Here is a 17,685-nt window from a genome sequence, read left to right as displayed (position 1 = left end):
TCTGTCCTTAAAATGACTCAACACCAGTGCTCTCTGCTACGCAAACCATTGGCGTCCCCTCAGCACTAGCAGGGGCCTTGCAAACCTTAGCACAACGTGGACATTTTGCTGGGTCGATACCACCGATTTTTTCGTTAACGATGTTACCGCTGTTACTCGACCTACTCCAACCCTTGACGTTTGGACCACCGCGACCTTCAAAAGCCTTACCGTCAGGGAAATGCATCCAATTGTTACGTTTATCTCGGAAGGTAAATGTTTGCTTCTGACATTTCTCATCTAACCAGTTGAAAGTTCCACGGAGATCCCATTGCATATGGACCCATGTATCAATATTCGGATCTGGTTCCCCATCCTCATCGCAATCAATGATATATTTATCGCTGTTAATGATCTTCTCGATACAGCCGAGTTCAAACTTAACGCTCCCCGGTTTCCAAAATGTTTCGATCGTATAACTACCAGAGAAGATCATTTCACCGCATGATTCATTCTCTTCAATCGCTTCACTGCAAGCAATCAACTCCGCAAAGCCAGGAGTGTTCTTAATTATTTCGCTGAGCGTATCTTCAAGATCATCTGCATCGGCAAGGTTAGGCGCAGAAAAAGCAATTAGGAGGAATAAAAGTGTGAGGTAGAAGAGCTTTGGTAGATCCCGCATAATTCCTTAATATTTCTAACAACTGGCTAACATATGAGAATTAGTATGCAATAATAATGGACTTGCTTACCACTCCAATCTGATGCGCTGATAATCGTCAAAGATTCGTTTATAAACGATAGCCTGAGGGGGGGGGCTGAGATTTAGCTCTAAGGTCACGGTTCACTAGGTTCTATTCATAATAATATCAGCAACAAAGGTTATTATGAATAGAATCCTCAAAACACTTGTAACGATTTCAGCTAGTTACGCAATGGGCATTACATTGGCACAAGCTCAGCCAATCGCCATTGAAACGCCAGCAGACAATAATGTGCATGGCTATACCTTCACTCCAGCTGACGCTAGCCGCGGTATTACATTTTTCTATGTTTCAAATGGCAAGATTTCAAAAGCAAGCTCTTTCACCCTCCGTGGGCCAACTGGCTTAATCGGACGTGTTACAACCAAGCAAATCACGTCTAGCGTCCCTGAAGCTCTAGCTTCATCTGCAGGGCTCTATTCCGTATTCTATAAGAAAAACGGCAAAACAACCAACGCGATTGAAGTCGGACAAGGAACAGGCGGAACGGGAGGCGGTTCTGGCGGTGGTGGCGGAAGTCAATGTGATATTTTTAATCAATCTTTTTATTTCAATTTTTACTGCTCAATCTATCGCAATGAATGTAACCCTTGCACAAAAGAATGCCTTTGCGAGCAGGTCTATGGCGGAGGTGGAACTGGCGGCGGTGGTGGCGGAGGTGGAGACCCAACAAGTTATGGTCAAGCCTCAATGCGCATTCGTAAAGACGCCTGCAGCGCAATCGATAAATATCTTGTCAGAGTCGACCTAGATTTCTCAAAATTAACGCTAAATTCGTCAATCAATGTGTCCATGCAAATCAGCGAATTCGAGTACAATGGTTCGCGTGCTTTTAAAATTAAAAAGAAGCCCGATGGAAAATACAATAAGTCACCACTTGGCTTACCAGCCGTACCTGGTGGAGGCAGTCCAGCAGGAATTGACGTGGTTTCATTTAAAAATCGAGTTCCCGCTAAAGTCACAAAAAATTCCCCGAAGGATCGCATTTACTATCGTGGACAATCGCTCTGGCGTGTGCCCCTCGCCAATAGCATCTTCAAGGGCGGCAAAGGGACTTTTGAAATCTATGCTGGAACGCGCATTTATTCACACTGCGCAAAACTGAAAAAGACTGACCAAAGATTTGGCGGATATCGCAACTAAAAGTGCTCTAAGCTTGCAGTGCGTTAGGAATTTCTTCCTCAACAAAAGCGATTGAAGGCTTGTAGACTTTAGTAAGAATGATCCCAGCAAAAACGTACTGTAAACAGCTACCAACTAGCCACAAATAAAGTAAGATTAGAGTGATCGGCTGTATCGAGTAAAGCACCAGATAATGCCCCTCAAACATTGTCCAAATCAGCATTCCATAACGGATGCCTTCATTTGCTCCTTTTGCTTCGTAGCCCTTAGTAAAAGCATAGGTGAAGGCAAATGACTGTAGCATCTGACCAAGCACGATAATCGGCCATGTGCCATAGAGGTGCCCGAGGGGGCGCCACATCCAAGGCGTTTCTTTGTATAGCGAGATGATTATCACTCCATGATAGAGCCATTCATAAGCTACAAAAAAAAGAAAAACGCAGGTCCAAGGCAAAAGTAATCGTTTCATATTCGAGCTCAGTTTACGAAGGAGTAGTTTTAATTGGCAAGCAATAAATCAACTGTTTCTTACTTGCATAACAAGCAGCGACAATTTCTGCCTTTTTCCGCTGAAATACATAGTTATAATACTCAACTTCAGCGCTGCGGTGAGTCAAAAATTTAGCTTTGAAATCATCAATCACATGCGTTGTCCCAAAACCAGCAGCGCGACCGCGATCATTGATCAAGACGAAACATCCCGATTGCGGCTCAGCGGGTGCCTTGAATCGATAAAGTTTAAGTCGCTTACTTTTCTTACGTGCATGGGTAACTTCAATCTGTGGAGCTTGTTTGAGATAGTTTTGATAATCAAGACCCGTTCCCCAGCTTGGGCATTCATCGCTGATAGCTCCAAACGGATAATGTCCGATCTTATGCAACGAAGCACTTTGCCGCTCAAATGCCTGCACATTACGCGTCAAAGCTTCACTAATTAAGCCGCCCTTTAGAGGAGTCTGCGCTAGAATCATTTGCTCTCCGGCGCGCCGTCGCGTATCGGCACTTAAATTATTTTCAATAATATAACCGTGCGAAGTATATAGATAGCAATACCAGCATAAAATCAAAATAATGGTCCAACCGCGAAAAAGTCGCGGCATACGATAGGCAGCTTCGAATACAATTCCAATCCAAACTAAAGCAGCAATACTAAAATATCTGGATGCAAAGGGATTTTTAGCCCCATACTCTGCACGAGAGAGTGAGATTAAGACTACAATTTGCGCGCCATACAGCAACACTCCGAGCCACCACATACGCTCAACAGAAATGTTTTGTTGGTAGAGGCGTACGCAAAAATTTACCCCGCAATATACGACAAATAACGCCACAATCGCTCCAATGTATATGGACTGGGTCAAATCTACGTTGAGGGGGGAGGCAAAAAACTGCAGCGCATATTTCACGTAAACTAAGGGAATAAATTCTAATGCGTCATGTTTTGCTGGGCGATGATAGAGTATTCCGTATACGCATAGTAGTCCAGCACCAAAAACAAACAGCCAACCTCTAACGAGCATATGCTGTCTTGAACAGAGAAAAATACAAACAAGAACCGGCCAAACAGCTAGACTTGAACCGTATGTCAGTGTTGCAAGAATTCCAGCGCCAGCCGCCAAACCAAAAGTGCACAAACCTTTTAGTCCTTCCTGTTCAAAACCGCGGGCTGCAAAAAATATGGCATAGAGGCTAAAAACATTTGCCGTGAGCCAGGCCGTTCCACTCATACTTTTAATCCAATAATGCAGACTAGCTGGGTGGAAAACAAACACGCCAATTAAAAGCGCAAGGGCCATCGTAAGAAATTTATTTGGATGAGGCTGTTTTTTTTCGAATTGATCGATCAATAATTTGGCGATCAAGATTGCTTGTAGGATCATTACCAGCATCACCCAATACAACAATCCGTGCTGAGTGCCATTTGTCAGCCAAATATTCGCTCGATAAATCAGCACTGGTAGGCCGACAAAATGCTCATTTTGCCATACTAATAACGAAGAGAAGCTGAAGCCGCTAATCATTATGCTTTCGACAATTTCCCAGTAATCTAGGTACTGAATATTACTTGAGGTAAATCCAAAAAATACCAAAGGTAGGCTGGGCAATAGGCCCAGGAGGGAAAGCATCAGAAATTTACTAGACGGTTTTGACATTAACGCGCTCCTGAACGCGCAATATCAACTGGCTTAAGATTTAGGCCAGCTATTTCAAGCACTGCTTCATCTCGATCGACCCCCTTTTGTCCTTGGTGTAAAATTAATTCTGCCAGTAAACCCGAAGAGAAAAAGTGCACGCCAAGAATTAAAAGTAATATTCCAAGAAAGAAAAGCGGTCTGGTTCCGATTGGTTGAACACCGAAAAACCAAAGTATCGTCATATAAGTCAAGACTAGTAAACCAGCAATTCCAAAGAGGACTCCGATTCCGCCGAATAGATGTCCGGGCCGCTGTCTAAATTTAGTGATCATTGTAGCCGTGAGTAAATCAAATGCTCCACGGAAAATGCGCTCCAACCCGTATTTAGACTTTCCAAAAGACCTTGCACGATGCACTACACCGTCTTCAGCGACACGAAATCCCAAACCAGAGGCAATCATTGGAATATAGCGATGTAATTCGCCGTAGAGCGGCACTGATCGGAAAACAACCGATCGTCCGACTTTTAACCCACAATTTCCATCATGCAACTTTGTGCCGAACACGGCCCCAGTGACAAAGTTAAATATTTTTGAGGCAAAACGGCGGCCAAATGAGTCACGTCGATTTATTTTCCAACCACAGATTAAATCTATCTCGGGGCTTAGTTTCCCTAGTAGTCGAATACCCTCAAGCGGGTCATCTTGGAGGTCGGCATCGAGGGTCATCACATATTCACCGCGGGCATATTCGATTCCAACGGCAAGCGCTGTTGCCTTTCCAAAATTTCTACGAAGCCGGACTGCGCGGCACCAGGAATATTTTTCTGCAAGCTCGTGCATTACTTTCCAAGTGTTGTCACGGCTCCCATCATCAACAAATATCAATTCGAAGTCATATTGCGTTGTTGAACTGCAAGCCTTCTCGATTTCTTCAGTTAATGGAGTCAGTGACTCTTGTTCATTTAAAGCCGGTATGACGATGCTCACTAAACTTGGTTTCATCTGGCGACTCCAATAATCCATGGGAATGAAGACGTAACTTTTACGTCTTTACGACGTGTCTGTAAAAAGTTTTTAAATGTTCTGAGATTCCAATGGTTAACGTGCTCGGGGTGATTCCCCAATGTCTGCAAATATTTGCCGCGCATTAGATTGCCCAGTTGAAAATAAGGCTCATAGGGCACAGAAACGATCAGCGGGCCCCGTGTAACACGATCGAGCTCAGCAAGTCCTTTTTCAGGCGTCTCAAGGTGTTCTAAAACCTCAAAGCAAAAAGCAGCGTCGAATGTCCGGTCGCTAAAGGGCAAATTATAGATCGAGCTATTTAAGAATTTTGTAGCTTGGTTCTGGTGGTGGCGAGCCACGGAGTATTTTACAGCACCAAGCGAGAAGTCCAATCCAACGTAGTTCAGATTTTCAAGTTTCGAGCCAAGTTGTGAAACTGTCTCGCCTTCGCCACAACCAGCATCCAAGACTCTTGCTGCGTCGTGAGGCAAGTTTTCATAAACGGCGGCACGAATTTTATCGAAAAATTTATCGATCAGATTTCTGACGACCGGATTTTTCGTCTGATATTTCTCAAAATTTGTGCTGGAGTAATTCATCTTAAAGATATTAGTCCTCGTTGTAACCGTGGCTAGCCCTCTTAGGCTTGAACTTGAAACTACCCTTTTACTTGCACTAAAATGAAGCCTAAGCCAGGAATTACAAGCTACATGCAACCGCAATACTTAGATTGCGGTAACATTGAATCCGCAATCAACAAAAGTAATCTCGCCGGTCACTGCCGCAGACAAGTCGCACAAGTAAAAGATTGACGCAGCTCCGACATCTTCGATTGTAACTGGTTTTTTTAGTGGCGCGCGGCCTTCGAAATGTGACAGTAATTGTCTAAATTCCGAAATACCTGAAGCGGCAAGTGTTTTAATTGGCCCAGCAGAGACTGCGTTTACGCGAATGCCACGAGGTCCGACATCAACTGCAAGTTCTCGAACTGTTGCTTCAAGTGCAGCTTTTGCAACGCCCATGACCTTGTAATTGGGGACAACTTTTTCAGAACCAAGGTAGGTAAGTGTTAAAATCGATCCGCCTTCTTTCATTAGCGGAATTGCACGGTTGGTCAACGCCAGTAGCGAATAGGCACTAACTTGCATTGCCAAGGAGAAGCCCTCGCGCGAGGTTTGATTAAATTCGTTTTTAAGATCATCCCCACTTGCGTAGGCAAGAGAGTGCACAATGAAATCGAGAGAGCCCCAACGCTTTTGCACTTCAGCAAACACGCTATCGATTTCAGCATCGTTATTTACATCACACTGAAGGATCAGCTCTGAATTGAGAGATTCAGCTAAAGGGTAAACACGCTTAGCCAAAGACTCATTAAGATAAGTAAATCCGAGAGTTGCGCCTTCCTTGCGCGCGCGCTCGGCAATCCCCCAGCCGATGCTTCGATGATTAGCAACACCGAAAATCAGGCCACGTTTGCCGTCTAGCAAACCCATAAGAGCTCCTTAATTACGAAGTTGCTTCGGTAGTTGCCGCTTCAGTTGTGGCTTGCGCACGTTTCACAGCACGCTTCTTCTTTGCTGGTTTTTTAGCTGCGGACTGTTCTTCCACAAATTCAATCACAGCCATCTGCGCATTGTCTCCGGGACGCTTACCATTCATGCGCTTGCCAATTGGCTCCTTACGCCCACGTACTACGCGAGTGTATCCGCCGGCACGCTCAACGTAGCGGGGAGCAAGCTCAACAAATAGCTTATGCACGGCGCTGCGCTTATCTGTGGCTTGATCTACTTCCCGATTAATCGGTTGCAAAAGCGCAAGAGCTTGGCGACGCGCATGCAGAGTGTTCTTCTTACCTAAGGTAATTAGTTTATCTGCGATACGTCGTAACTCCTTTGCCTTCGGCAAAGTCGTCTCGATCCGCCCGTTCATGATTAAGGCAGTTGCTAAATTACGAAATAGTGCGCGTCGGTGCGACGGTGTTCGGCTTAATTTTCTAAGAGAGACTCGATGATTCATAAAACTCTACATCCAAATATTAATTACATTGCCGCCTGAGCCATTTGCGTCTCAGCCATGCGGTCTAATTCTTCACGAGTTGGGAAACTATCGAGCTTCATGCCCAGCCCTAAACCCATTTCAGTAAGAATTTCCTTAATTTCATTTAAAGATTTGCGACCAAAGTTCTTCGTTCTAAGCATTTCAGCTTCTGTCTTTTGTACTAATTCGCCAATATACTTAATATTGGAATTTTCCAAGCAGTTTGCCGAACGCACACTAAGCTCAAGTTCATCAATGCGACGGAACAAGTGATCATTCAGACGTGGTCGGTCTTCGGAGATTTTCGGTGTTTCTTCCACATGCACAACTAAATCTTCAGCTTCTACGAAAACTGAAAGTTGATCACGCAGAATGTAAGCTGCTCCCTTTAAAGCGTCTTCGGGAGTGATTGAGCCATTGGTCCAGATTTCTAAAGTCAATTTGTCGTAGTCTGTGCGCTGACCAACACGGGCGTTAGTAACAACATAGTTAACTTTACGAACTGGCGAGAACAAAGCATCAACAGGAATAGTGCCCAGTGGCGCATCTTCATCGAGGTTTGACTCAGAAACAACGTAGCCACGACCTGACTTAACAACCAACTCCATTGTCAGCTTTCCATCGCTGTTAAGCGTGCAGATGTGAAAGTCAGGATTAATCACCCGGACGTTAACATCTCCAGAAATCATGCCTGCAGTTACTTCACATGGACCTTGAGCATCGATACGCAAAGTCACCATGTCCTTATCCCCCATGTCGAGGATAACTTGCTTTAAATTTAAAATAATTTCAGTAACGTCCTCAACACAGCCAGTGATCGTTGAGAATTCATGCTTCACATCTTCAATCCGCACCGCTGTAATTGCAGCGCCTGGAAGCGAAGACAGCATGATGCGGCGTAAGCTATTACCAACAGTAGTGCCATAGCCACGTTCTAGCGGCTCAACTACAAACTTGCCATAACGCGCAGATGGCGCCTCGTGTTCAACGCGGCGAGGTTTAATCAAATCACGGAGAATATTACGTTGCATGGTTATCTTTCCTAATCAATAAAATCTTTAAATTACTTAGAGTATAATTCAACAACCAACTGTTCATTAATTGTTTGTGGTAAATCGCTACGCACAGGCAATGACTTAACTGTTGCGCGGAAATTACCCTTATCAAGTTCAATCCAGTCAGGGATTTTACGGCTTTCCCCAAGCGCCATCGACTGATTGATGCGCAACGCTGGACGACTCTTTTCAATCACTGAAATTACATCTCCAGCTTTAACTTGAGTTGAAGGAATATTTACGTGTGTTCCATTGAGCATGAAATGTCCATGCTGAACAAACTGCCGAGCTTCACGACGCGAAGAAGCAAAACCAGCACGATGCACCATATTATCTAAACGCGCCTCTAAGGAGATCAAAAGATTATGTCCAGTGATGCCAGGCTTTCTTTCAGCAAAGCCGAAAGTCTTACGGAATTGGCGTTCCAGTACGCCGTAGATACGTTTCATTTTTTGCTTTTCACGAAGCTGCACTTTGTACTCCGAGAAGCGGCCTTTCATCTTGCCGTGCTGACCAGGCGATCCTTCACGTCTTTCGACTGTGCACTTAGTGGTGTAACAACGTTCGCCCTTGAGAAAGAGTTTTTCTCCTTCACGACGACAGAGGCGGCAAACTGGTCCAGTATATCGAGCCATATTATTTCCTTAAGTAAACTTTATATATCCTTAAAAATTATCTTCTCTACTTGCAAAACTACACGCGACGACGCTTACGCGGACGGCAACCATTGTGTGGCACAGGTGTAATATCAATAATTGAACTAACACTTAGTCCTGCAGCCTGGAGTGCGCGTAAAGCAGACTCACGCCCAGCACCAGGACCCTTTAAACGAACTTGGGCACTGCGCATGCCTTGCTCAACTGCTGACTTAGCAGCTTGCGTAGCTGTCACCTGAGCAGCAAAGGGCGTAGACTTTCTAGAGCCACGGAATCCATTTGCTCCCGCTGTTGACCAACTCACCACACCACCACTCATGTCACTGATCGTCACAATTGTGTTATTGAAGGTTGAGTAAATATGAACGATTCCAAGCGGAACGTTCTTGCGCTTATCGCGTTTCTTTTTCCCGGCCTGCGCTCCAGCAGCTTGGGTTCCACCTTGTTGTTTATTTGCCTCGGCCATGCGTAACTCCTAAAATCTTATCTTTCGCTAATTATCTTTTTTAATTTCTACTTAGTAACTTTTTTCTTACCTGGGATTTGTGCCTTACGCGGCCCCTTACGGGTGCGGGCGTTCGTGTTAGTGCGCTGCCCACGCACAGGCAATCCCTTGCGGTGACGTAATCCGCGGTATGTACCAAGGTCCATCAAGCGCTTAATGTTTTGTGAAACTTGTCTACGCACGTCACCTTCAAGCGCATAGTTTGCGTCGAGATATTGACGAATCTTACCGACTTGATCTTCGGTCAAATCTGAGACGCGCATATCAGGAGAAATCCCTGTATCCGATAAAATTTTCTTGGCCGATGGGCGACCAACACCTACGATGTAGGTCAGTGCGATTTCTAATCTTTTTGTTCGCGGAAGATCTATCCCTGCAATACGAGCCATGCTCTTTCTATTCCCCTAAACTAATTCTCAATAATAACGTGTACAAAAATCTCTAACTAAAATTCAGTTATGTTGATCTATCCTTGACGTTGCTTGTGTTTTGGCGAACGTGGACAAATTACATAAACTACACCACGACGTTTAACAACGCGACAGTGTTCACAAATTTTCTTTACCGATGCTCTAACTTTCATAATCAAAAATAACTCTTACAAATGTCACTCATAATTTTTTATGGGCGACTTAAAATCAAAGGTCCATTTTCCGTAATCGCAACCGAGTGCTCAAAATGCGCAGCAAGGCTACCGTCTTTAGCAACAGCAGACCATCCGTCAGCGAGTACTCGTGATTCGAAGGAACCGGCTGTTACCATTGGTTCGATGGCCAAGACAAGCCCCGGACGAATAATTCTTCCTTGGCCGGGCCGGCCGAAGTTTGGCACATGTGGCGGCTCATGTAAATTTCGCCCAATCCCATGTCCGACAAATTCTCTTACCACAGAAAACCCATTAATTTCAACATGTTGCTGGACCACATTTGAGATGTCCCCGATGCGTCGACCTGGCTGGCACTCCTCAATCGCCAAATTTAGTGATTTTTGGGTAACCTCGAGAAGTTTACTTGCTTGGGCATTAATCTGCCCAACAGGGACAGTGATCGCACTATCGCCATACCAACCCTGATATTTACAACCATAATCAATACTTAAAATATCCCCTTCGCGAAGTGGATGATCATTGGGGATTCCATGCACGATACATTCATTTACTGACGCACAAATTGTTCCTGGAAATGGCGCAACATTTTTTGAGTGCGCAGGATATCCCAGAAAAGCAGCCTGTGCTTTATGCTTGAGTGTCAACTCTTCGGCCTTGCGATCTAATTCTTTGGTAGTGATTCCCGGACGCACCAGCTCTTGCAGCGTCATTAATACTTCATAGACGATTGCATTTGCGCGCCGCAAACATTCAATCTCGTCGCGTGTTTTTAATTGTATCTGTGAATCTGCAGCCAAAAAAATACCTCTTAATTTTCAAGCGCAACTAGAAGTTCAGAAAAAACTTCTTCAACGCTACCAGAGGCATCAATATCGAGTAGATTCGTTTTGGAACGATAGTGATTAATCAACGGAGCAGTTTGCTCACGATAAACTCGCAAGCGTTCAAGTTGCACTGCAGCATCGTCGTCGACGCGATTCTCCGATTCACGGCGCGCTTGTAGGCGCTTGGCCACTGCAGCATCATTCACGTCGAAATGGACAACTGTTAATTTTGCGCCATTGAGCATCTGCGCTAAGGCTTCAGCTTGTGGCACGGTTCGAGGAAAACCATCGAGAATATAGCCTTTCTCACAGTCTGGCAGTGCAACGCGTTCGGCAATGACCTTAACCATCAGCGCATCTGGAACGAGCTTACCTGATTCCATCAAGACTTGGACTTCCCGACCTAGCGCAGTGCCAGCTTTAACTGCCTGGCGAAGCATATCGCCGGTACTGATGTGTTGGATTGCAAAGTGTTCACTTAAAAGCTTAGCTTGGGTGCCCTTTCCTGCCCCGGGTGCGCCAAGAAATACTATACGCTTCATTCGTGGAGTCCTCCCTTAGAACAAAATACGTTAGCGCTGAATTAAGCGGCCACCTGATCGTGACTGCATCGCACGACTTAGTCCCCCGCGTACCTTTCCCGGTCCCTTAGCTAAAAAGCCTTCATAGTTGCGCGCCACAATATGTGATTGAATTTGATTGGCCGTATCAAGCATTACGCCAACCATAATCAACACGGCAGTGCCACTGAGGAAGTAGGCAAACTGCGAAGCATTAAATTCGGCATAAACAAGGATTGGCACAACACAGATTACAGAAATATAAATACCGCCCCAAAAGGTTAGGCGAGATAAAATCGTGTCCAAGTATTCTGCGGTTTCCTTCCCTGGTCGAACTGTCGGAATAAAGCCGCCGTTTTTCTTGAGATTATCTGCGATTTGATTAGGATCGTAGATAATTGCGGTATAAAAATAGGCAAAAAAGATAATCAAGAATACAAAAATTGATTCATACACCCAAGTGCCATGTTGAAAATAGCTGGCAAGCTTTTGCAAACTTTCATTGCTACTAAATTGCGCGAATGTTGCGGGCACGACCAACACTGAAGATGCAAAAATTGGTGGAATTACGCCGGCAAGATTTAACTTTAACGGCAAATACTGCGTGCTAGCTTGCATGATATTTTTACCTACAGCACGGCGTGGGTATTGAACGGGGATCTTGCGATAGGTGCGCTCTACAAAAACTATTAGGGCGACAGTCAGAACACTGAAAACCAGTAAGGCAAGCAAGGCAAAAGGCGTTAATTCGCCAGTACCGACAAGTGCAAAAGTCTGACTCAACGATGAGGGCACGCGGGCGACGATACCAGCGAAAATAATGATACTCATGCCATTACCGATGCCATTTTCTGTGATTTGCTCACCTAACCACATAATAAATGCAGTGCCTGCTGTGAGCGTAATCATCGTCAAAAGCCTAAAGCCCCAACCTGGATCAGCCACTACGCCTTGGCTTTCCAAGCCTCGCGCAATTACAAAACTTTGAAACAGTGCCAGAAAAACAGTTCCGATACGGGTATAACGAGTAATAATTCTACGGCCTTGCTCGCCCTCCTTTGAGAGCGCCTCCAAGTGAGGAATGCTTGTGGTCAGTAGTTGAATAATAATTGACATGCTGATGTAGGGCATAATCCCCAAAGCAAGCACGGAAAAATTTTCCAAGGCACCACCCGAGAACATGTTGGCGATACCAAAAAGCGTGCCTGCTGCACGTTCAAACATAGATTTAAGTTTATCGACATCGATTCCTGGAGTAGGAACGAAAACTGCTAGGCGATACACAACAAGCATTAAGAGCGTGAAGAATATACGTTTTCTTAATTCAGGGATTTTTGTTGCATCACCAAACCCAGACATCATTTTATTGAATCTCCCTTAAAAACCTCACCAGAAATAATCTTGTTCGGTAATATTGATATGGCAACAGCAGACTGAGGCAAATCAGCCCTACTTTGTAGGCTCTACTTAACGCGCGCCTCTCCGCCAGTCGCTTCAATTGCTCTGCGAGCTGACTCAGAAAAAGCATGCGCCTCGACTGAAATTTTACGGCCGATTTCGAAACCACCAAGAATTTTGATTTTACTTGTGCGCGAGCCAACTAATCCTGATTGATAGAGAGTTTCTAGGGAAATCTCAGCTACGCCAGCAGACAGTTCAACTAATTTCTTAAGCGCTACCGGTGTGAATAAATTTTCGCCACGTATTTTCTTTTGAGAAGTAAATCCAACTTTTGGTAAGCGACGGTGCAAGGGCATTTGTCCACCTTCGAAACCACGTGGAACTCCACTGCCTGAGCGCGAGCCTTGTCCTTTTTGTCCACGGCTTGAAGTTTTACCGTGACCGCTGCCTTCTCCAATTCCTAGACGACGGCGTTTCTTACGCGCACCTGCGTTCGGAGCTAACTGAGATAAATTTAAACTTGCCATAAAAGTCCTACGTTATAAGTTCGTTATTTTGCTTTCTCAATATCAACTAAATGCGACACTGCTTTTAGCATTCCTAGCACAGACGCATTTTCAGTAAGCACTTTAGTCTTACCAATCCGGCCAAGCCCAAGTGCAGTTAAGGTCTTAAGCTGCTCTGGTTTGTGGCCAATGTGACTTCGAGTTTGTGTGACCTTGAGTTTTTGACTTGCCATAGCTTTTCCTAACTAGCGACTAAGCGCGAACTTCCGTTACTTGTTTAAAACGTTTTCCGTGTAAATCTGACAACTGCTTGGTGCGGCGTTGAGCGATTTCTTCTGGTGCTTCTAATTGCAACAAGCCATTGATTGTAGCAGCCAGCAAATTGTGAGGGTTACGCGACCCAAAGCATTTAGTAAGAATGTCATGAACCCCGACACGCTCAAGCATGCTACGCACTGCACTACCAGCAATTACACCTGTTCCGTTTGAAGCTGGCTTCATAAAAACTCTTGCAGATCCATAAGAACCTACAACTTCAAATGGGATGGTGCGGCCAACAAGTGGAATCTGCACTAATTTTTTCTTAGCAGCTTCTGTGGCCTTGCGGATTGCATCAGGCACTTCATTGGCCTTGCCTAATCCATAGCCGACGTGCCCGTGGGCATCACCGACAACTACCAGCGCACTAAAACTAAAGCGGCGTCCACCCTTTACTACCTTAGCTACGCGATTTAGAGAGACTACTTTTTCAGAAAGCTCTCCGCACTCTTGTGGCGCTACGCGCTTATATGAAGGACATTCGTAATTTGCACCCATAAGTATTTCCTTAACTCAATATTTGAGAATTATTTCCTTTAAAACTGCAGTCCAGCTTCACGTGCTGCATCAGCAACCGCTTTGACTCGCCCGTGATAGGAGAATCCATTGCGGTCAAAAACAACGTTTTCAACGCCAGATTTTTTTGCAACTTCAGCAATCTTTTGCCCAACAGCTTTTGCCGCTTCAACTGAGCCTTTGGATTTCGTTGTTAGGTCTTTAGACGATGCAGTGCAGACTACGCGGTTAGTTTCGTCAGAGATAATCTGGGCGTATGTGTATTTCAAACTACGATAGACACACAAACGCGGACGCGAATCAGTGCCACGTACTTCGTTACGCACACGTTCTTGTCGGATTAATCTTTTTGCACGCCGCTCTCCGGCTTTACTCTTTAACATATGGCCTCAACTTAAATTAGATTTACTTCTTACCTGCCTTACCTGCTTTTAAGCTAATCACTTCGTCTTTATAGCGAATTCCCTTACCCTTATAGACTTCTGGCGCTCGGAGGCTACGAATTTGGGCGGCAATTTGACCGACAAGCTGACGATCTGCGCCTTCAACTTTTACATAAGTATCACGATTATCCTTAATCACACTGCCCTTGATTCCTGCAGGCAATGGGAAATCTACTGGGTGCGAATAACCTAGGGCGAAATTAAAGGTATTCCCTTTCTGATCTGCTCGATAACCGACGCCGATCAACTGAAGCTCTTTAGAAAATCCTTCGGAGACACCTTTGACCATGTTGTTAACTAACGCACGCTCCATACCGTGAAATGCACGCACGGTCTTAACGTCGTTAAATCTTGCAAATGTGATTTGCCCGTCCTTAATTTCGACTTTAATTTCAGGGCGCACAGTACGCTCCAGCTTGCCCTTGGGTCCCTCAACTTTCAGTAGTTGGCCAGCAATGGTAGCTTTTACGCCTTGCGGCAATACAATCGGTTGTTTTCCTACTCGTGACATGACACGAATCTCCTAACTTAGAATACAGAACACAATACTTCGCCACCAATGCCACGCTTGCGCGCCTGATGGTCTGACATAATACCTTGGGACGTAGAGAGAATGACCACTCCATATCCACTGTGAGAGCGAGGAATTTCGTCGGTCGGAACATACATACGTTTTCCGGGGCGACTGATTCGCGCAATATTTTTAATCACCGGCAACCCGGCGCGTTCATACTTAAGACCAATTTTTAATTGCTTTTTATTGCGGCCGCTATCGTAAACTTCATAGCTATCAATAAAGCCTTCGTCTCTAAGCACGTTTAATACTTGCTCGCGTAACTGCGAATGTGGACAGCTTGTTGTAATATGCCCGGCATTTTGCGCGTTACGAATATGCGTAATTAATGTGCCAATCGGATCAGTTGTCATAATTTATCCTCAAACTCGCTACAGTCAAAGCTCCTGGTTCAGCTTACTTCCTGAAAGGAAACCCTAGCTCCTCTAGCAACGCCTTCCCTTCTTCATTATTCTTTGCAGTTGTTACAACTGTAATATTCAATCCACGAATCGTAGTTTTCTCAGTATCGATTTCCGGAAATACAAGCTGCTCGGTTAAGCCCATCGAGTAATTACCATGTCCATCGAAAGAATTTGCAGGAATGCCTTTAAAATCGCGCACTCGCGGCAATGCCGTAGAGATAAAACGATCGAGAAATTCATACATGCGTTCTTTGCGCAAAGTCACAGCAGTCCCAATTGGTAAACCAGCACGAAGCTTAAAATTTGCAATTGATTTCTTTGAACGCTTAATCACAGCTTTTTGACCAGTAATCGCTGTTAAGTCAGCTACTGCACTGTCGATTAGTTTTTGGTTTTGCACTGCTTCACCAACTCCCATACTCAACACAACCTTCTCAAGCTTAGGAATTTGATGAACGTTTGAGTATCCAAAACGTTTTTTTAACGCTGGAATTACTTCAGTTTTATATTTATCTGTTAAGCGTGCCATATAATTCTCGATTTATAATATTCCTTCTCAGCCTAAATTTGCTCAAATTTCTTAGTTGTTGGATTCACATAGCCACGAACTTTTTTGCCGTCGTTAAGAACGCGACTGCATAAACGCACTGGACGTTTCAAACTCTCGCTGTAAAACATTACATTTGAAAGTGCGATTGAACCTTCTTTCACGACAACGCTAGAAGAATCTTGTGAGTTTCGTGCACGTTTATGACGTTTCATCATATTCAAGCCCTCAACGATCACACGCTGATTCTTAGGTAAAATTCTGAGAATTTTACCGCGCTCACCTTTAAGCAATTTTTTAGTCTTAGAATTGCCACCAGCAATGACCATCACCATATCGCCTTTCTTCAGCGCAGTGAGTTGTTGAGCTCGTGGCTTTAATTCCCCTGATCCGCGTTTCATAAACTACAGCACCTCCGGTGCAAGTGAAATAATTTTCATAAAATCTTTGCCCCGCAACTCACGCGCTACTGGTCCAAAGATACGGTTCCCAATTAATTCTTTTTGCTTGTCAATTAAAACTGCAGCATTTTCATCGAAGCGAATATACGATCCGTCCGCACGTGGGACTTCGCGGGAAGTTCTGACAACTACAGCGCGGTGCACATCCCCCTTCTTGATTTTTCCATTGGGGATCGCCTCTTTTACAGCGACCACAATGATGTCACCAATGCCCGCATAGCGACGGCGTGTTCCGCCTAGCACCTTAATACACATCACTTTCTTGGCGCCGCTATTGTCGGCTACTTCCAAATTTGTGAATGTCTGAATCATGACTAACTCCTCAAGAGCCTTAACTCTAAACTAAAATCTAAACTGCCTTCTCGACGATTGCCTGCACGCGCCAACGCTTAGTCTTACTAAGTGGACGAGACTCAACGATTCTCACGCGGTCTCCGACTTGGCATTCGCTACGCTCATCATGCGCAACGTATTTTTTTGTGCGGCTTACAAACTTTCCGTAATCAGCATGGCGTTTTTTTGTTAATACGCTGACCACCACCGTCTTGGTCATTTTATTGCTGGTTACATAACCTTCACGGGTTTTCTTTAGTGCCCGTGCTGTTTCTGAATTTTCTGTTGTTACTGTCATAAATATCCCCGCGTTTAATCCGCTCTAAAACTAGGCCTGCGTTCGAGCCTCACGTTGCACCGTCTTTGCCCGTGCAATGCGGCGACGCAAGTTACGCATTGGAACACCTGAGGCAAGTTGACCAGATGACTTACGGAAATTTAACTTCATTAACTCTTCTTGCATTGAGCTAATTTTATTAGCCAAGTCTTCGGCGGCAAGCCCTCTTAGATCTGATTTTTCCACACTACGTTTCATAATCTTCTTCCTCGTTAGTCCCCGTGCTTTCTATTGCACTCGCGAAATAAATTTCGTTTTAATTGGGAGTTTAGCACTCGCAAGCTCAAGTGCTTCTTGAGCAACTGCTTTAGTTACACCCTTAATTTCGTACATCACACGGCCAGCACGGATTTCTGAAACCCATACTTCCGGAGCGCCCTTACCGTTACCCATACGAACTTCGAGAGGCTTCTTAGTCAGCGGCTTATCTGGGAACATCCTGATCCAAATTTTTCCGCCACGCTTAATAAAGCGAGTCATCGCAATACGGGCAGCCTCAATTTGACGATTTGTAATCCAAGCTGGCTCAAGCGCCATTAGTCCAAAATCACCAAAAGCCAAGCTCGTCCCACGCGTTTCTTTCCCGCCAAGGTG

28 protein-coding genes are annotated in these 17,685 nt (G+C 44.9%); 1 reads left to right on the top strand and 27 read right to left on the bottom strand.

Annotated features, from left to right (window positions below; all coding sequences use genetic code 11):
• Positions 1 to 7: 7 nt before the first annotated feature.
• Positions 8 to 661, bottom strand: coding sequence for a hypothetical protein (locus JNK13_03415; GenBank protein ID MBL7661782.1), 654 nt, complete (start codon positions 659 to 661; stop codon positions 8 to 10).
• A 205-nt stretch (positions 662 to 866) separates the two neighbouring features.
• Here JNK13_03415 and JNK13_03410 point away from each other — a divergent pair, with 205 nt between their 5' ends.
• Positions 867 to 1,886, top strand: coding sequence for a hypothetical protein (locus tag JNK13_03410; GenBank protein MBL7661781.1), 1,020 nt, complete (start codon positions 867 to 869; stop codon positions 1,884 to 1,886).
• A 7-nt stretch (positions 1,887 to 1,893) separates the two neighbouring features.
• Here the strand turns inward: JNK13_03410 and JNK13_03405 are convergent, their stop codons facing one another.
• The 26 genes from JNK13_03405 to rplP all read right to left on the bottom strand — a co-directional run bounded on the left by JNK13_03405 (position 1,894) and on the right by rplP (position 17,652).
• Positions 1,894 to 2,334 carry a hypothetical protein gene (locus JNK13_03405; GenBank protein MBL7661780.1) on the bottom strand — a complete coding sequence of 147 codons (441 nt, stop codon included), beginning with the start codon at positions 2,332 to 2,334 and terminating at the stop codon, positions 1,894 to 1,896.
• A 13-nt stretch (positions 2,335 to 2,347) separates the two neighbouring features.
• Positions 2,348 to 4,018, bottom strand: coding sequence for a hypothetical protein (locus JNK13_03400; GenBank protein MBL7661779.1), 1,671 nt, complete (start codon positions 4,016 to 4,018; stop codon positions 2,348 to 2,350).
• Positions 4,018 to 5,004, bottom strand: a complete 987-nt coding sequence (locus JNK13_03395; GenBank protein MBL7661778.1) for a glycosyltransferase family 2 protein — start codon at positions 5,002 to 5,004, stop codon at positions 4,018 to 4,020. Before JNK13_03395 ends, JNK13_03400 begins: the two co-directional genes overlap by 1 nt.
• Positions 5,001 to 5,606, bottom strand: coding sequence for a class I SAM-dependent methyltransferase (locus JNK13_03390; protein ID MBL7661777.1), 606 nt, complete (start codon positions 5,604 to 5,606; stop codon positions 5,001 to 5,003). Before JNK13_03390 ends, JNK13_03395 begins: the two co-directional genes overlap by 4 nt.
• Positions 5,607 to 5,732: 126 nt before the next feature.
• A complete protein-coding gene (locus JNK13_03385; GenBank protein ID MBL7661776.1) occupies positions 5,733 to 6,500 on the bottom strand; it encodes an enoyl-ACP reductase in 768 nt (255 codons plus the stop codon).
• Between the two features lie 13 nt (positions 6,501 to 6,513).
• A complete protein-coding gene (gene rplQ, locus JNK13_03380) occupies positions 6,514 to 7,023 on the bottom strand; it encodes a 50S ribosomal protein L17 (protein MBL7661775.1) in 510 nt (169 codons plus the stop codon).
• A gap of 23 nt (positions 7,024 to 7,046) precedes the next feature.
• Positions 7,047 to 8,075: a DNA-directed RNA polymerase subunit alpha gene (locus JNK13_03375; GenBank protein MBL7661774.1), complete on the bottom strand. Its 1,029-nt coding sequence runs from the start codon at positions 8,073 to 8,075 to the stop codon at positions 7,047 to 7,049.
• Positions 8,076 to 8,107: 32 nt separating this feature from the next.
• The gene (gene rpsD, locus JNK13_03370; protein MBL7661773.1) at positions 8,108 to 8,734 is read right to left on the bottom strand and encodes a 30S ribosomal protein S4; all 627 of its coding nucleotides are present in this window, start codon (positions 8,732 to 8,734) and stop codon (positions 8,108 to 8,110) included.
• Between the two features lie 58 nt (positions 8,735 to 8,792).
• On the bottom strand, positions 8,793 to 9,221 hold the full coding sequence (gene rpsK / locus JNK13_03365) for a 30S ribosomal protein S11 (GenBank protein ID MBL7661772.1): 429 nt from the start codon (positions 9,219 to 9,221) through the stop codon (positions 8,793 to 8,795).
• Positions 9,222 to 9,268: 47 nt separating this feature from the next.
• A complete protein-coding gene (gene rpsM / locus JNK13_03360; GenBank protein MBL7661771.1) occupies positions 9,269 to 9,649 on the bottom strand; it encodes a 30S ribosomal protein S13 in 381 nt (126 codons plus the stop codon).
• Positions 9,650 to 9,726: 77 nt separating this feature from the next.
• Entirely contained in the window at positions 9,727 to 9,843 is a 117-nt protein-coding gene (rpmJ, locus tag JNK13_03355; protein ID MBL7661770.1) for a 50S ribosomal protein L36, read from the bottom strand.
• A 38-nt stretch (positions 9,844 to 9,881) separates the two neighbouring features.
• Complete coding sequence (map, locus tag JNK13_03350; GenBank protein ID MBL7661769.1) at positions 9,882 to 10,646, bottom strand: type I methionyl aminopeptidase; 765 nt, start codon at positions 10,644 to 10,646, stop codon at positions 9,882 to 9,884.
• A gap of 29 nt (positions 10,647 to 10,675) precedes the next feature.
• Positions 10,676 to 11,233: an adenylate kinase gene (locus tag JNK13_03345; protein ID MBL7661768.1), complete on the bottom strand. Its 558-nt coding sequence runs from the start codon at positions 11,231 to 11,233 to the stop codon at positions 10,676 to 10,678.
• 30 nt (positions 11,234 to 11,263) lie between these two features.
• On the bottom strand, positions 11,264 to 12,613 hold the full coding sequence (gene secY, locus JNK13_03340) for a preprotein translocase subunit SecY (GenBank protein ID MBL7661767.1): 1,350 nt from the start codon (positions 12,611 to 12,613) through the stop codon (positions 11,264 to 11,266).
• Between the two features lie 101 nt (positions 12,614 to 12,714).
• Entirely contained in the window at positions 12,715 to 13,179 is a 465-nt protein-coding gene (gene rplO, locus JNK13_03335; protein MBL7661766.1) for a 50S ribosomal protein L15, read from the bottom strand.
• A 23-nt stretch (positions 13,180 to 13,202) separates the two neighbouring features.
• Positions 13,203 to 13,391 carry a 50S ribosomal protein L30 gene (gene rpmD, locus JNK13_03330; GenBank protein ID MBL7661765.1) on the bottom strand — a complete coding sequence of 63 codons (189 nt, stop codon included), beginning with the start codon at positions 13,389 to 13,391 and terminating at the stop codon, positions 13,203 to 13,205.
• A 19-nt stretch (positions 13,392 to 13,410) separates the two neighbouring features.
• Positions 13,411 to 13,974, bottom strand: coding sequence for a 30S ribosomal protein S5 (rpsE, locus tag JNK13_03325; GenBank protein MBL7661764.1), 564 nt, complete (start codon positions 13,972 to 13,974; stop codon positions 13,411 to 13,413).
• A gap of 38 nt (positions 13,975 to 14,012) precedes the next feature.
• Positions 14,013 to 14,375, bottom strand: a complete 363-nt coding sequence (locus JNK13_03320) for a 50S ribosomal protein L18 (GenBank protein ID MBL7661763.1) — start codon at positions 14,373 to 14,375, stop codon at positions 14,013 to 14,015.
• A 22-nt stretch (positions 14,376 to 14,397) separates the two neighbouring features.
• Entirely contained in the window at positions 14,398 to 14,946 is a 549-nt protein-coding gene (gene rplF, locus JNK13_03315) for a 50S ribosomal protein L6 (protein ID MBL7661762.1), read from the bottom strand.
• A gap of 17 nt (positions 14,947 to 14,963) precedes the next feature.
• Positions 14,964 to 15,365, bottom strand: coding sequence for a 30S ribosomal protein S8 (gene rpsH, locus JNK13_03310; protein MBL7661761.1), 402 nt, complete (start codon positions 15,363 to 15,365; stop codon positions 14,964 to 14,966).
• A gap of 40 nt (positions 15,366 to 15,405) precedes the next feature.
• Positions 15,406 to 15,942, bottom strand: coding sequence for a 50S ribosomal protein L5 (gene rplE / locus JNK13_03305; GenBank protein ID MBL7661760.1), 537 nt, complete (start codon positions 15,940 to 15,942; stop codon positions 15,406 to 15,408).
• A gap of 32 nt (positions 15,943 to 15,974) precedes the next feature.
• Entirely contained in the window at positions 15,975 to 16,361 is a 387-nt protein-coding gene (gene rplX, locus JNK13_03300; protein MBL7661759.1) for a 50S ribosomal protein L24, read from the bottom strand.
• A 3-nt stretch (positions 16,362 to 16,364) separates the two neighbouring features.
• A complete protein-coding gene (rplN, locus tag JNK13_03295) occupies positions 16,365 to 16,733 on the bottom strand; it encodes a 50S ribosomal protein L14 (protein MBL7661758.1) in 369 nt (122 codons plus the stop codon).
• Positions 16,734 to 16,770: 37 nt separating this feature from the next.
• Positions 16,771 to 17,052 carry a 30S ribosomal protein S17 gene (gene rpsQ, locus JNK13_03290; GenBank protein ID MBL7661757.1) on the bottom strand — a complete coding sequence of 94 codons (282 nt, stop codon included), beginning with the start codon at positions 17,050 to 17,052 and terminating at the stop codon, positions 16,771 to 16,773.
• A gap of 30 nt (positions 17,053 to 17,082) precedes the next feature.
• Positions 17,083 to 17,289 (bottom strand): 50S ribosomal protein L29, encoded by a 207-nt coding sequence (locus JNK13_03285; GenBank protein ID MBL7661756.1) that lies wholly within the window; start codon positions 17,287 to 17,289, stop codon positions 17,083 to 17,085.
• Between the two features lie 30 nt (positions 17,290 to 17,319).
• On the bottom strand, positions 17,320 to 17,652 hold the full coding sequence (gene rplP, locus JNK13_03280; protein ID MBL7661755.1) for a 50S ribosomal protein L16: 333 nt from the start codon (positions 17,650 to 17,652) through the stop codon (positions 17,320 to 17,322).
• Between the last annotated feature and the right edge of the window lie 33 nt (positions 17,653 to 17,685).

Source organism: bacterium (genome assembly GCA_016786595.1).
Lineage (GTDB): Bacteria > Bdellovibrionota_C > UBA2361 > SZUA-149 > JAEUWB01 > JAEUWB01.
The sequence above is the reverse complement of the archived record's forward strand: the minus strand, read 5'-3'. Positions and strand labels throughout refer to the sequence as shown.